Here is a 15,009-nt window from a genome sequence, read left to right on the forward strand (position 1 = left end):
AGGCGATACTTTGTATGGGCTGGACTAGGATTCGCAAACATCGCCCGAATAAGCATCTATCGTTTCTAATATTGGCTTTGCACCTTATTTTCTTTCCAAAATAAAAATAAGGGGCTGACGTCCATGTGCGAACCATTTATTAGAAACCATCAATATAACCTTATCAAAAACCAGGCAGACTCCGTGCTTCATGCTCTACGAACGGTTAGTGATCCAAAAATATTGGAATCCGTCCGCTTCAGCGCACAAACCAAGGTGGCGGAGCTGTTTCCCGAGATAACGGACAACCAGAAAACGATGTTGGAGCCGAATTCGGGTTTGAAAACGTCAGACGATTTTCAAAAATATTTGCAGGCGCTCGAGCCGAATCTGATCGAATTTCCGCAAATTACCGAGAATCAGATCCGGAAGCTTTTCCCGAAAAACAAGAAGCTGAAGCTGCCCGATCTCGCACAGATCGACTTTCGCTATGTTTCCTTTCTGAGCTGGACTGATATATCGACCAATAAAATGTTCATAGTGTATCATTTGGGGGGACAATTCGTCGGCGTAGAAGGAAGATATACTGCGATCAATAAGAAAAGCTATTGCTTCGTATGCAACAGATACGAAGAGCTGGCCTTATTTTCGGCGATATCCAAAAAAAGGCCGGCACATGCTTCGTCTGACTATTACAAGTCGGTCGGCAACTATTTATGCATGAACGGCCATGAGTGCAACAAGAACATGACCGATGCTTCTTCGTTGGAAAAATTTATTCACTCGGTTATAGGGTAGAATCGTGATCACAACGCAAATCAAGGGGCGGCTCTGGCCGCCTCTTTTTTTATCCGCTCCGAGCCTAGAAAACCAAAGAATGGCCAAATAAATAACCATTAATATTAAAACCTCCCAATTCAAGTAAATCTAGGACAAATAGATGAATTTGGAGCTTTTTGTATGAAATTTAATAGATATATGGATGATGGATAATGCGGATAAACGTATATTAGGATTCAGTTCGCACACTAATTTTGTTGTCGGAATCCGTACAGTTGTGATAGGATGAAAAGCAGACTCTCTGCTTCGAAACGCACAAGCCGACTTCCGGATCTTGTGCATATTCGAAAGCAACAAATAGAGATCAAGAGTCTTGGATATGGAATGAAGAATAGGAGATTCCCTTTATTATGACCAACAAGAACAATCAGCATGTGTTTAGACTAGCTTTGCTGCTCGGTTTATTTTCGACACTCGGGCCTTTTACTATCGATATGTATTTACCAGCGTTCCCGGAGATTGTAAAGCAATTCGATACGACAGCTTCGCTGGTGCAGCTCAGTCTGACCGCTTGTTTACTCGGACTCGGCATCGGCCAGCTCGTCATGGGTTCGCTGAGCGACGTCTACGGTAGACGCAATCCGCTGCTTATTTCCATGGCCGTTTATGTCGCCGCCTCGTTAGCTTGTGCATTCTCGCCGAATATCGGGCTATTGATAGCATTCCGGTTCGTGCAGGGTTTTGCCGCTTCGGCAGGCATTGTCATTTCCCGCGCGATCGCACGCGACCTGTTCAGCGGTCACGAGCTTACAAAATTTTTCTCGTTGCTCTTGCTTGTCGGAAATTTGGGTCCGCTGGTGGCACCGGTTACCGGTAGTGGGATTCTCTCTTTCACTACTTGGATCGGCGTATTTATCGCGCTGGCACTGCTGGGAATCTATCTATTGACGATGACAAAATGGAGGCTACAGGAGACTCTGCCATCTGATCGCCGCCGGCCCAGTAATTTCGTGCAGCAGCTGCGGAACTACGGATCGCTCTTGCGAGATCGCCAGTTTGTCGGCTACATGCTGGCTCAGGGCATTATGATCGCGGGGGTCTTCGCGTATGTTTCGGGAACGCCCTTTATTTATCAAAATATTTACGGGGCTTCGCCGACCGTATTCGCTCTTTTGTTCGGATCGAACGGCATCAGCCTGATCATCGGCTCCCAACTGGTCGGGCGGATGGCACATCGCGTATCCGAACACGCCTTTTTGTTGTTCGGCCTATGGCTTGCCTGTTTTGCTAGCGTCGCTGTCTTAGTGGTAGCCATCGTCCATGGACCGCTTTTTGCATTGGTAATTCCGCTGTTTTTCTTCGTAGCGGCAATCGGGATTACATCAACGGCAGCATTTCCGCTTGCAATGGAGAGCCAGGGGCACATGGCAGGCAGCGCTGCTGCGCTACTTGGTGTCATTCCCTTCTTGCTTGGAGCGGTCGTCTCTCCGCTAGTCGGCATCGCGGGTGAAGATACTGCCGTGCCTCTGGGCGTAATTATTTTATTGACGAGCTCCGCAGCCATGCTGGCTTACTTCTTTCTAGTAAGAAGAAGCCAAAGTGGAGAAGCTTAAATTAGTAGCATGTGGTAAATGGAAAACCAGTCTGGCACTTTAGCTTAGTGACCGACTGGTTTTGATTTTTTGACAATAAGATTATTTTATAAATAAGATTCATTGGATATATTTACGAAAATTAGTCTTGAAGTCTCTTGGGGACATCTCGTATTTGGCATGGAAAATGCGATTAAATGTGCGTTGGCTGTCAAACCCGTTAACCTCAAATCCTTAGCTTGTATCTCGTAAAAAGGTAACATTAATTAACCCACCATATGCGATATTTGACTTATTTTAAAGGCTTAATGTCTAAATTTATACCATTGCGCGATGTTATAATTCAAGTAATTATTCCTATTTCCCTGGTGTGAACATTACATTGTATTAACAGAGGAGCAACGAATAAGGTGAAATTAAAAAAATATAGTGGTGAGATGCTCGCTTGGACAGCTGCGTTACATACGGTAGTTGGAATTGTCGTTTACTGGAAGCAGATCGCTGATATAGCGAGTGACGGTTTTATAAACGCGATTGAGCCCCAACTTCACGCCAACAGAGCTGCCGCTTTCTGGTTTTTATCGTTTGGTCTTCTTTTGTTTATGCTTGCCCGTTTAATGAACTGGCTTATTCGGGTCAAGGGGACGGATGTACCCAAATTCGTCGGCGTTCACCTGTTAGTACTTAGCTTGATTGGTGTATTTTTTATGCCGGTATCCGGCTTCTGGCTCGTCATTCCGCAAGCAGTCGTTATCATACGCAGGTAAGATCTATAGTTCAGAAGTAATCGCCTAATGAGAAAGCGGTTTTTCTTTTGGTCAGAATTAATGAATCAAGGATAATTGAGCCTATTTATCAAGAATTTTGTAATCATATAAAGGAAATTTTAGTGATTTATTAGGAGGCGGCGAATATAAATTCCCTATCACACATATGGGATGAGGGGTTTTGTTGTTTGGTCGTTCAGTTTGTTACTTATTTATTCCCCTTGTTTTTACACTCATGGGAGGTTGTAATCAGCCTGATGCTATTTCCTTAAGCAAAACAACAGCGGTTGAACCGGCTAAACCATCTACTTTAGAGCAATCTCCGTTCCCTCTTCCAAGCTCTATCTTGACTGAAGTGAATAAACCATCAGATTCACCTGAAGATGTAGAGCCTTCTACTGCTTCGTATGAAGAGCCCGCTATAGATATTGCCTTTGCCGGTGATGTCATGTTCGACTGGTCCATTCGGGATACCCTCCAGAAACACGGAGTACATTATCCATTTGAACAAGTCAAACATGAGATTTTAAAAGCGGATTTTGCCTTCATGAATTTAGAGACAGCCATCACCGACCGAACGGATAAATTCCCAGGCCAACTGTTCTACATAAAAAGTGATGCAAACACATTGGATGGTATAAAGGTCGCGGGCTTTGATTTGGTTAGCATTGCGAATAATCATGTCTTAGATTACAAAGTCGAAGGTTTAATGGATACAATGAAAGCGTTGGATGAGAAGGGCATACCTTATGTTGGCGCGGGGGTGGATGCCCATGCTGCATACTCTTCTAAAGAGGTCATTATTAAAGGTAAAAAGTTTCGTTTTCTCGCGTTCTCCCGCTTCTTACCCTCGGAAGAATGGTACGCCCGTGAGAATAGACCAGGAATGGCATCCGGTTATCAATTAGATAAAGTGATTTCCACCATAACTGAGCAAAAGGAAGATGCGGATTATTTGATTGTGTACTTGCACTGGGGCGTGGAGAAAACCAATACTCCTGCGAAATATCAGAAAGAATATGTGAAGCAAATGGTTGAGGCAGGCGCAGATTCGATAGTAGGGTCGCACCCACACTGGCTCCAAGGCTTTGAGTATTATAACGAGAAGCCCGTGGCATATTCACTCGGAAACTTCTTATTTCCTTCCTATGTCCGAGGGCATGATGCGGAGACCGGTATCTTACATATGACGTTTAAAGGAAAAGAAATCAAGATGTCCTTTTCTCCTTATTTCATAAAAAATGACCAGATAATCAAAGTGGATGAACAAGCGAAGGTGGACAGGTATCATTACCTCATGTCGATATCCTATGACGTAGCGATCGATGAAGCCGGAAATATCGTCAATCAAAGGAATCCAAAATGATACTGAAATGTTATAAACTGGTAAATGAATTTATCGAAGATATAAATCTATTCAAGGATCACATCCTGCTATGAGAATATTCTGAATTACATACGTAACTATTATATACTGGTAAAATAGTTTCGTGAACAAGACTGCCGCGAAAAATAGGTAGTCCCATTATGCTAAAGGGCAATTTAGTTCGAATTAATTAAAGGGAAAAATGGAGGCATCACAAAAGTGAGGAAGAATATGAATATAGTTCTTATAGGTATGTCTGGAGCTGGTAAAAGTACTTTAGGTGTATGGCTTGCAAAAGCTTTAGGCATGGATTACGTGGATACAGATAATGTTATTCAACAACATGAAGGTAGGTTGTTACAAGATATAATTGATAATGATGGTATCGAAAAATTTATGGAAGTCGAAGAAAAAATTGTGTCTGAATTGCAACTAAAAAATTGCATTATATCTACTGGTGGAAGTGTTATATACTCAGAAAAAGCTATGAATGTCCTTAAACAGGGTGGACAGATTATTTATTTACATGTCCCATATGAAGAAATTAAAAGAAGACTAATAAACATAACAACCAGAGGCATTGTAATAAAAAAAGGGAATAGTCTTGAAGACGTTTATGAGGAAAGAGTCCCTCTGTATATTAAGTATAGTGATAAAACTCTTGATTGCTCAAATAAGGATATAGAACAATGTGTTAGTGAAATTATTGAGAAAATACAAGAAAGTGATTGCGATAATTCAACTAACGGAAAGTAAAACGTGGCTTCGTGTTATGTCCTTGCAACCAATGGGGGACATCCATTTCCGTTTGCCATTTACGCGGATGAGCAGCCTGTCGGATTTGTTATGCTGACATGTGGAATCACCGGATACGATCTCCCGTCAGTCGCAGACGACTGCTATTGCATCGTGCGTCTGATGACAGAGACGTTTAATGCATATAGAGCAGCTACACTTAATAAACAATTCGGCATAAAAGCCAAATAATATGAATTACAAATGAACATTCTGACCATATTAACTTTGCTGTAAAATTTTAAGGAGGAACACTCAATGACTGACCAACAATCGAACCAACAAGACCAAAGTAAAAGGACACAAGCCCAAAATTCTCTGAATCATGCACTCCACACGCTGAATGAAGCCACACATAGTAATGTCAATCGAGAGCAAGACGTTCAGGAAGCAAAAGAAGAGCTATACAAAGCCCAACTAGAGCATTTGCAGGCTAAAGTATCAGATAGTAAAGACACGACTTCCTAAACACTTTATGCACCCCCAAGTGAGAGTGCTGCAAAAGTACACCTAAGAAGCATCCGAAGCTCGAAGTGAAGCTCCCACGGTAAGAACTTATTAACCACAATTCGACTAATCGTCGTTTTGTGGTTTTCTTTTTACACATTGGTGTAAAAAAATAAAATGATTTAACGGGTCCGATGAACGGCAGTCTAATGAAGGCACCAGAAGAAATGTGTTTGTAATAGTTGGTAAATAAAATCCTAAACCAGGAATAAATTTTTCTGACCATTGCAAGCTGGCTCCCGCCAAGATGGCACCCTCATTATACGAAAGGGCAGAATAGTTTATGATCACACGCGCTGAACCATACCACAAGTAGCGGCAATTTATTATCGTGTTTTTACAATACTAGTTTCCGTGATTTTGCTATATTGGGTTTAGGAGACCTTTGAACTATCAGGTTGGCCAATATTTGTATAGGGAGGTAGTGGAACAAATGAAATTGTCGCAAATCAGACTGTTGGTGAAGGATATTCATAAAAGTGTAGCATTTTACAGAGACGTGATGGAGTTTCCACTGGGATTTTTCGCAGAGGAGATGCAGTTCGCATCTTTTAATACCGGCGAAACCAAAATCGAAATTTTCTCGCGTCAAAATATGGCTGAAGTAATCGAGGAAGAGTATCTTCCAACCGGCGCAGAACCACAATCGAAATTCTTACTTACATTTGCAGTGGATGAAGTCGATGAGGTTTGCGCCCGCTTGAAGGATAAAGGGGTAGTACTCCTTAACGAACCTCATGATCGGCAGGCGTGGAATGCCAGAGTTGCCCATTTACGCGATCCCGATGGAAACGTGATCGAACTATATAAACACCCGCTTTAACGGTCGTGGCCCGAGTTTAGTTCATTTAACAATTTCGTGTAGGTTTCTGGGGATTTACCTACGATTGATTTGAAATCCTTAATAAAATGTGCTTGATCGTAATAGCCGAGATCCAAAGCAAGCCTTGACCAGTCGGGAATATCGCCGTCGGCCATTTTTTCTACCGCTTCGTGAAGTCGGTAGCGTTGAATGATCCATTTGGGACTGACCCCCACATACTGACGGAATAAGTTTTGAAACTGCCTTTTGTGAATAGGAAAGCGGCGCACAATGTCATCAACTTTAACGATACTTCTATCGGAGATAATGCTTTGAACGATGGTATTAATGAATTCGACATTGGTGTCTGGTTCAGGGAGCCGTTCCCGAATAAAAGATTCTGCAAGAGGAATCATCTGTTCTGCGGTATCCATGGAAAAAAGCCGTTGTTCCAACGTTTGGCTGCTCATTCCGAAGGCTTCAAGGAAGGGTATTGTACGGTCCGTTATGGTTGAAACGGAATTTTTCAGGAAGGGATAATAGGCTCCAGGCCGGAATTTGACGCCGAAAACGGCTCCTTGTTCCTGAAGAAGCACAGAAAATCTACCTTTAACAACTCCCACAATTCGCGAGTTGTCTCTTTCAAACACAAGATGAACGGAAGGATGAGGCAAGGTCTCCTGAAGGTGCGGTTCCTGCCCTCGAAGATCCCAGCAGACAACCCAGTAATGCTCAATGAAATGGCTGAGATCGGCGGAGGGTAAGTACCGGGAAACTGAAAATTTAGGATAATCCATATTTACATTTAATAGTCCAATGGGTTTGCCTAGTTTCGATTGCATCATAGGTCACTCCAGTGCAGAACAGTTTTAGGAGTATTAGTACGAATATTATAACATAGCCTTAGAGAAGTGCCGTAATAAATATATTAAACATAAAAAATGGCTGTCGAGGTTTCTTGACAGCCTGTTGGCGTTAATAGCGATATCGGAGTTGACGTTGAAAACTATTTTGCTGCAAATCGCCGTGCGATCGCCACGCACAGTACGACACCGATATTTACTATAAAGATAGGCCAACCAATTGACTCGTGCAGAACGAGAGCCGAAAGTAGCAGGCCGAAGAAAGGCTGGAGGAGTTGTAACTGCCCAACCGCTGCTATACCTCCCTGGGCAAGACCACGATACCAGAACACAAAGCCGATGAGCATGCTGAACAGGGAGACATAAGCAAGGCTCAAGAGTGCGGAACCACTGATACCCGCCCACGAAATCGGCATGTAATAAAACGAGAGCAGCGACATAACGGGAAGAGAGAGAACGAGCGCCCAAGAGATCACCTGCCAGCCCCCTAGCCTCCGTGAGAGTCGTGCCCCTTCCGCATAACCGTAACCGCACACGATGATAGAAGCCAGCATTAACGCATCACCGACCGGCGAAGATGTAGCCCCTTGTGTTAGGGCGAATCCTGCTACAAGGGAGCTGCCTAGAGCTGATAAGATCCAAAAAGTTAGTCGCGGGCGTTCACCGCCCCGCAGTACGCCGAAGATCGCTGTCGAAAGCGGTAGAAGCCCAATGTAGATAATTGCATGCGCGGATGTGACATACTGAAGCGCCAAGGCTGTCAGCAGTGGGAAACCTACTACCACGCAGAGTGCAACTAACAATAGCGGAATGATGTCGCTTCGGACAGGCCGTTGTTGCCGGAAGATGAGGAGAAGCACTCCAGCTAACACCCCAGCAATAGCGGCACGGCATACGGTGAGGAATAACGGATCAAAATCCATCACAGCCAACCGTGTTGCGGGTAGCGAGCCACTGAAGATGAGCACGCCCAGGAAACCATTGATCCAGCCGCTTGTCGTTTTGTTCATTACAATCACCTCAAAAAAAAATTTTTTATACAAAAATGCACTCGACACGTTGAGATGTCAAGGTACGAAAATATTTATTAAATGCACTTCTGTATGATTCTTTGTATTATAGTAGATACAAAATACTGTGTATATTGATCAATTGTGTATCTGTAAGGGTACAGATAGATGATCAAGTTATTCAAGTTGGAGGCATATTTATGAAAAATAAAAAGGAATCCATTCAGCAAATCATCCGTTCGGACATAGTCAATGGTCTCATCAAACCCGGTCAGAAGCTGCCTTCCATCCGTATGCAGAGCCAAAGGTTCGGTTGCAGTCTCAACACAATTATTGGTGTTTATCAGGAACTCGAAAATCAATATCTCATTTATTCACGTCCGAAGAGTGGTTATTTTGTCGTAGCCAAAGAAGCGCTTCTTCCTCTGCTGCAAACAAAACGAATCGATTTTGCATCAGCGGCTCCCGATCCCGCATCGATACCGCAAATCGACTTTCGTCAATGCTTGAACAAAGCGATGGAATTATTTGAGACGTCGATATTCACTTATCCCGATCCACAGGGTTTGCTTTCTCTTCGCCAGGAGATCGTGAAGCTTTTTCAGCAGCAACAGGTTTTTCCTTCGGCTCAGCAAGTTTTTATATTTTCTGGCGCCCAGCAAGCTCTTCATCTTCTAGCCGGGATGCCTTTTCCAAACGGAAAAACAAACATACTGGTCGAGCAACCAACGTACTGGGGAATGCTGGCTGCGCTTAATACACAAAGACAAACCGTAATCGGCATCGAAAGAACTCCTGACGGGATTGATTGGGTAGCTTTGGAGCGCTATTTTCAAAGTAATATGATCAAGTTTTTTTATACAATTCCGCGCTTCCATAATCCGTTAGGCACTTCTTACACAGCGGAAGACAAGCAGCGACTTGCAGAACTCGCCAAAGCCAATGACGTTTACATAGTTGAGGATGATTATCTTGCTGATTTGGAAACAGACAGTAAAGCAGATCCTATTCACGCTTATAATGGCGCTAGTCATGTCATTTATCTCAGAAGCTTTTCCAAAGTGATGTTGCCTGGATTAAGGATTGCCGCGGCCGCAGTACCAACATCGTTAATTCCTTTGCTCCAATGGCATAAACATGCGGCGGATCTGAGCACCTCGGTGCTTTCTCAAGGTGTACTCGAGATTTATATGAAGTCCGGGATGTATGCTCATCATGCGAAGCAAATGAAATCCATGTACAATCACCGCATTAAACATCTAGGGGAAATTTCAAAGCGACTATTGCCCAAAGAGTGCTTATATACCACCCGAATTTGCGGGGGGCTCTTTGCTTCAATACACCTTCCGGAATCCATTGATACAGAAGATTTGGTCAAGCGATTGGAAAATCGTGGCGTTGATGTACTGGCAACCGATAAGCAATTCCTTTCATCTTTCCCCAAGCTTAACTTGCTGCGCCTTAGCATCATTCGGACCGATGAGCAAGTTATTGAAGAGGGCATCCGCATCATTGCCGAAGAATTTGAGCGCGCCCAATATACAAGCAGCTCCCCTAAGCCATTCTTTCGATTATGAGTAGAAAAACAACAAAAAAAACGGGAAACGAGATCTCAATGATCACCAAGAACGGCAGTTCACCGTTGAACTACCATGAAAGAACGAATGCTCAACAAACACAGGACGAGGCTGCCGGCAACAATCAGCAGTTTTATACTCACCAAACGAGCAGGATAATTAAACACGAACTGCATAACAAAATCGCTTGACTTGGAGTTAACTCCAAGGTGTAAACTTCATTTAAAGGAAACAATATATATTGGAAAGTGAGGAACAATCAAATGGAATATGTGAAACTTGGAAATACTGGCTTGGATGTATCTCGGATTTGCCTTGGCTGTATGAGCTTTGGTGTAGCAGAACGGTGGGTTCATCCATGGGTACTTGATGAAGAGCGCAGTCGTCCTATTATAAAAAAAGCTCTGGAGTTTGGTATCAATTTTTTTGATACGGCGAATGTATATTCAGACGGAACAAGCGAGGAAATTGTTGGACGGATTTTAAAGGATCATGCTAATCGTGATGAAATTGTCCTCGCGACAAAGGTTCATTTCCGCATGCATCAAGGTCCAAATGGTGCTGGTCTTTCCCGAAAGGCAATCATGAGTGAAATTGATAAGAGTCTTAAGAGATTGGGAACAGATTATGTAGACCTTTATCAAATCCACCGCTGGGATTACAATACTCCTATTGAAGAAACGATGGAAGCATTGCATGATGTTGTTAAGGCTGGGAAGGCCAGATACATTGGTGCTTCAGCCATGTACGCATGGCAGTTCCAAAAGGCATTACATGTAGCCGAGAAAAATGGATGGACTAGGTTTGTGTCGATGCAGAATCATTTAAACCTCATATACCGTGAAGAGGAGAGGGAGATGCTGCCGCTTTGTAAGGAAGAAAAAATCGGTGTGATTCCATACAGCCCGCTCGCATCAGGAAGATTGACGCGTGATTGGTCGGAAACAACGCATCGTTCCGAAACCGATCAAGTTCAGAAATCCAAATACGATGCGACTGCTAATACTGATCGATTGATTGTGGAGCGTGTAGCAGCAATTGCAGAAAAACATGGTGTTCCCCGCGCTCAAATTGCACTTGCCTGGTTGTTACAGAAAGAACCAGTAACAGCTCCCATTATCGGCGCTACGAAATTGTCTCATCTCGAAGATGCGGTAGATGCTCTTTCGATTACGTTATCACCGGAAGAAGTTGCCTCGTTGGAAGATCCGTATGTTCCTCATCCGGTAGTTGGTGCAGTTTGATATAAGAAACGACAAGAACGCCCCTAGCTATTTACACCGGGGTGTTCTTGATCTGAATTTGGGAGGTGAAATCTTCATGTTGATAGCAGAAGTAAGTGAAAAATTTGATTTGTCACAGGATACACTCCGCTATTATGAACGAATCGGACTTATTCCGCGGGTGAACCGCAATAAAAGCGGAATCAGGGATTATACGGAAGAAGACTGCAGGTGGGTTGAATTTATCAAATGTATGCGAAGCGTAGGTCTTCCAGTTGAAATTTTGATTGAATATGTCGGGTTGTTTCAACACGGGGATGCAACCATGGAAGCTAGAAAAGAACTTCTAATCCAGCAGCGTAAGCTGCTCATAACAAGAATGGAAGATATGAAGAAAGTGTTGGAACGCTTGGATTATAAAATTTCCAGATATGATCAGACAATAGTTGAAAAAGAAAAAACACTGAATAGATCGTAAGAATTTACGTCTGGTTCTGATTCTTGATGAATGGTTGAATAACCCACGTAGCAAAAACGAAAAGAGCAAGAGTTCTCTTGAGCTAACATATAAGCCGGTTCAAGTAACATTCAAAGTTGATGGATAACATCCGTCAGCTAACGAGCAGAATTTTTTGAAATGCATAAAAAAACCTGCAATAAATAGCCACTAAAAAAACATAACTTATAAATCCAGTCAGTTGCTATGAGGTCTAAAATAGAATGTAAGGTAGGAGCTTGCATCAAGAAGCTCCTCTTTTGGCTTTTTGTTGTAACGGATGCCCCTGGTGGTCGTTCAGCTAGCCTTTAATCTATGTATCGTTTACAATTTTTTAATAATATAACTAATTGATTATATAAGTGCATTCGTATATATTTATTAAGTAATTCGTTTTGGTGAGAGGTGAGTATATGGATAAGCCTTGGCGTATGTATTTCTTATGTGTTCATAATGTGTGTAGAAGTCAAATGGCTGAAGAAGCGTTTGCTAGAGATTTTGTTGGAGATAAAATGAATTCTAGTGCATAAGGTCCTATAGCATTCAAGGGAGGGTTGATATGGAACAAATCAATGAAATGTCAGAAAATTTTAAACTGCTCGGAGACAAGACTCGGCTCACGATGCTGGCTTTATTGAAAGAGCGAGCTCTTTGCGTTTGTGACATTGTGGATTTATTGGAAACGTCACAGCCCAACGCAAGCCAGCATCTGCGCAAATTAAAATCAGCCGGACTTGTGAACGAAACGCGTAAAGGTCAATGGATATATTATTCCTTAAATATTGATGACAAGCCGTACATTCAGGCAGTATTAGGATATATCCCATCCTTAAAAGAAAAAATCGATCAGTTAAAAAATGACTGTGAATAGTGTGGAGGATTACATGGCTATTACTGCGTTCCTTATTTTTTTAGTAACTCTAACGTTTGTCATTTGGCAACCAAAAGGATTAAATATCGGCTGGTCGGCAAGTGCTGGAGCCATCCTCGCTTTAACTTTCGGCGTGGTCAGCTTCGCAGACGTTGGTACTGTAACAGGCATCGTGTGGAACGCAACCTTGGCATTCGTAGCCATTATTTTAATCTCCCTGGTGCTGGAAGAAATCGGATTTTTTGAGTGGGCGGCTTTACATATGGCGCGGCTTGCACGCGGAAACGGTCTGCTCATGTTTGTATTTATCATTCTGCTTGGATCGGCGGTTGCTGCCCTGTTTGCCAATGATGGCGCGGCGTTGATCATTACACCGATTGTGCTCGCCATGGTCCGAGCGCTTAAATTTGATGACAAGATGATCCTGCCATTTATTATGGCGAGTGGATTCATTGCCGATACGGCTTCTTTGCCGCTTGTCGTCAGTAACTTGGTCAACATTGTATCGGCCGATTATTTCAACATCGGTTTTGCGGAATACGCAAGCCGTATGATGGTTCCGAATTTTTTCTCCATCATTGCCAGCCTTATTGTGTTGTATCTGTATTTTCATAAAAGCATTCCGAAAAGCTACAATCTTACCCAACTAAAAACGCCGAGGGAAGCCATCAAGGATATGAGGTTGTTTAAACTATCTTGGGTCATTTTAGCGGCATTGCTTGTCGCTTATTTCGTTAGTGAATTATTCTCGATACCCGTATCCATTATTGCCGGGATCACGGCAATTGCACTTCTTTTAGCCGCAAGAAAAAGCCCTGCCATTCATACATGGAACCTGGTGAAGGGCGCTCCTTGGGCTGTTGTTATCTTCTCCATCGGCATGTATGTGGTGGTTTATGGCTTAAGGAACGCCGGATTGACCGATGCGTTAGGCAGCATTATTCAAGCAGTCGCAGACAATGGACTGTTCGCGGCTACGGTAGGCATGGGCTTTATCGCAGCGATCCTGTCGTCCATTATGAATAACATGCCGACGGTCATGATCGATGCACTGGCCATCCGGGGAACACAGACCGATGGATTTATTCGTGAAGCGCTGATTTATGCCAATGTGATCGGTTCGGATTTAGGACCGAAAATTACCCCAATCGGGTCCCTGGCAACCCTTCTTTGGCTGCATGTGTTATCGACGAAAAACGTGAAAATCAGCTGGGGCTATTATTTTAAAGTCGGTATCCTGTTAACTATTCCCACATTGTTCATTACTCTTATCGGTCTTTATGTATGGCTGTATGTTCTTCAAACTTTACAGGTGAATGTATGGCTATGTATTACGGTGATTGTGGTTGTCCTTGTAGTGATTGCGATGATCATGAAGTCATTTTTGGGCAGCAAACAAACAAAAAGAGGACATCAAGGTGCTTAACTGATTCTATATTTGAACTAACAAAGGAGATTTTTTAATCATGGAGAAAAAACCATTAATTTACTTTTTGTGCACAGGAAATTCCTGCAGAAGCCAAATCGCAGATGGGTTTTTAAAGGCTTTGGGCAGCGATAAATACGAAGTGAAAAGTGCGGGGCTTGAAGCGCATGGACTCAATCCGCGTGCGGTTCAAGTCATGAACGAAGCTGGTGTGGATATTAGCAAAAACACCTCCGATGTGATCGATCCGGACATTTTGAATCGTACCGATTATGTCATTACCCTATGCGGTCACGCCGACGAGCATTGTCCTGTGATCTCCAACAAAAATGTAACTAAATGGCATTGGGGGTTTGACGATCCGGCGAAGGCGACCGGAACGGAAGACGAAATCATGCACCAGTTCCGCACTGTTCGCGACTCGATCAAGAGCCGGATAGAGCAGTTCGTCCAAGAAGGGAAATGAGGTGGATTCGATGATCAAAAGAATGCATGTCGCATTAAACTGTACGGATCTGAACAAGTCCCTTGACTTTTATCGTGCTTTTTTTGGAGCAGAACCGAGTAAGATTAAAGATAATTACGCGAAATTTGAATTAGAAGATCCGGCGCTGCATTTTTCGCTCAATGTCCGGCCGTTTGAACAAAAAGGCGTGCTGAATCACTTGGGATTCCAAGTCAATGACACCGAAGAAGTGTTGGCGATGGGGGAGCGGCTACGTCAAAGCGGGTTGCTGCTGATTGACGAGATGAATACGACATGCTGCTATGCGGTGCAGGATAAAGTTTGGGTGTATGACCCGGATGGAAACGCTTGGGAAATTTTCTGCACAAAAGAAGATTCTGAATTCGAATCAGCCGGAGAAGGCAGGGATTTGTCCTTATGCTGCGTGCCGCCAGCGGCACCGATACCGATACCAATAACATTTGGATCATTTAAGAAGGGAGTGTAGTC

16 protein-coding genes and 1 pseudogene are annotated in these 15,009 nt (G+C 43.3%); 15 read left to right on the plus strand and 2 right to left on the minus strand.

Annotated elements, in window-relative coordinates; genetic code table 11:
- Positions 1-123: 123 nt before the first annotated feature.
- The 8 genes and pseudogenes from GC093_RS14375 (at position 124) to GC093_RS14410 (ending at position 6,609) form a co-directional block, all read left to right on the plus strand.
- Positions 124-777 carry a FusB/FusC family EF-G-binding protein gene (locus GC093_RS14375; protein ID WP_171652559.1) on the plus strand — a complete coding sequence of 218 codons (654 nt, stop codon included), beginning with the start codon at positions 124-126 and terminating at the stop codon, positions 775-777.
- Between the two features lie 392 nt (positions 778-1,169).
- On the plus strand, positions 1,170-2,372 hold the full coding sequence (locus GC093_RS14380) for a multidrug effflux MFS transporter (RefSeq protein ID WP_171652560.1): 1,203 nt from the start codon (positions 1,170-1,172) through the stop codon (positions 2,370-2,372).
- A gap of 389 nt (positions 2,373-2,761) precedes the next feature.
- Entirely contained in the window at positions 2,762-3,118 is a 357-nt protein-coding gene (locus tag GC093_RS14385; RefSeq protein WP_171652561.1) for a DUF6463 family protein, read from the plus strand.
- 184 nt (positions 3,119-3,302) lie between these two features.
- Positions 3,303-4,484, plus strand: coding sequence for a CapA family protein (locus tag GC093_RS14390; RefSeq protein ID WP_171652562.1), 1,182 nt, complete (start codon positions 3,303-3,305; stop codon positions 4,482-4,484).
- Positions 4,485-4,703: 219 nt separating this feature from the next.
- Positions 4,704-5,240 carry a shikimate kinase gene (locus tag GC093_RS14395; RefSeq protein ID WP_312886532.1) on the plus strand — a complete coding sequence of 179 codons (537 nt, stop codon included), beginning with the start codon at positions 4,704-4,706 and terminating at the stop codon, positions 5,238-5,240.
- Positions 5,241-5,411: pseudogene (locus tag GC093_RS14400) on the plus strand (GNAT family N-acetyltransferase); the annotation flags it as partial. It abuts the gene before it with no gap.
- A 126-nt stretch (positions 5,412-5,537) separates the two neighbouring features.
- Complete coding sequence (locus tag GC093_RS14405; protein WP_171652563.1) at positions 5,538-5,747, plus strand: hypothetical protein; 210 nt, start codon at positions 5,538-5,540, stop codon at positions 5,745-5,747.
- Between the two features lie 472 nt (positions 5,748-6,219).
- Positions 6,220-6,609, plus strand: a complete 390-nt coding sequence (locus GC093_RS14410; protein WP_171652564.1) for a VOC family protein — start codon at positions 6,220-6,222, stop codon at positions 6,607-6,609.
- Here the strand turns inward: GC093_RS14410 and GC093_RS14415 are convergent.
- Positions 6,606-7,433, minus strand: coding sequence for a helix-turn-helix domain-containing protein (locus GC093_RS14415; protein ID WP_216624630.1), 828 nt, complete (start codon positions 7,431-7,433; stop codon positions 6,606-6,608). The two genes, GC093_RS14410 and GC093_RS14415, sit on opposite strands and share 4 nt — an antisense overlap.
- A 161-nt stretch (positions 7,434-7,594) precedes the next feature.
- A complete protein-coding gene (locus GC093_RS14420) occupies positions 7,595-8,461 on the minus strand; it encodes a DMT family transporter (protein ID WP_171652667.1) in 867 nt (288 codons plus the stop codon).
- A gap of 200 nt (positions 8,462-8,661) precedes the next feature.
- On the opposite strand from GC093_RS14420, the gene GC093_RS14425 reads away from it, so the two are divergent.
- From GC093_RS14425 to GC093_RS14460, 7 genes are all read left to right on the plus strand, one after another.
- Positions 8,662-10,038, plus strand: a complete 1,377-nt coding sequence (locus tag GC093_RS14425) for an aminotransferase-like domain-containing protein (protein ID WP_171652565.1) — start codon at positions 8,662-8,664, stop codon at positions 10,036-10,038.
- 263 nt (positions 10,039-10,301) lie between these two features.
- Entirely contained in the window at positions 10,302-11,282 is a 981-nt protein-coding gene (locus tag GC093_RS14430; protein ID WP_171652566.1) for an aldo/keto reductase, read from the plus strand.
- Between the two features lie 76 nt (positions 11,283-11,358).
- The gene (locus GC093_RS14435; RefSeq protein ID WP_171652567.1) at positions 11,359-11,739 is read left to right on the plus strand and encodes a MerR family transcriptional regulator; all 381 of its coding nucleotides are present in this window, start codon (positions 11,359-11,361) and stop codon (positions 11,737-11,739) included.
- Positions 11,740-12,316: 577 nt separating this feature from the next.
- Positions 12,317-12,628 carry an ArsR/SmtB family transcription factor gene (locus tag GC093_RS14445; RefSeq protein WP_171652569.1) on the plus strand — a complete coding sequence of 104 codons (312 nt, stop codon included), beginning with the start codon at positions 12,317-12,319 and terminating at the stop codon, positions 12,626-12,628.
- Between the two features lie 13 nt (positions 12,629-12,641).
- The gene (locus GC093_RS14450; RefSeq protein WP_171652570.1) at positions 12,642-14,054 is read left to right on the plus strand and encodes an arsenic transporter; all 1,413 of its coding nucleotides are present in this window, start codon (positions 12,642-12,644) and stop codon (positions 14,052-14,054) included.
- 40 nt (positions 14,055-14,094) lie between these two features.
- Positions 14,095-14,520, plus strand: a complete 426-nt coding sequence (gene arsC, locus GC093_RS14455; RefSeq protein ID WP_171652571.1) for an arsenate reductase (thioredoxin) — start codon at positions 14,095-14,097, stop codon at positions 14,518-14,520.
- Positions 14,521-14,530: 10 nt separating this feature from the next.
- Complete coding sequence (locus tag GC093_RS14460; protein WP_171652572.1) at positions 14,531-15,007, plus strand: ArsI/CadI family heavy metal resistance metalloenzyme; 477 nt, start codon at positions 14,531-14,533, stop codon at positions 15,005-15,007.
- Positions 15,008-15,009: the final 2 nt, after the last annotated feature.

This window comes from Paenibacillus foliorum (assembly GCF_013141765.1).
GTDB classification, from domain to species: Bacteria; Bacillota; Bacilli; order Paenibacillales; family NBRC-103111; genus Paenibacillus_S; species Paenibacillus_S foliorum.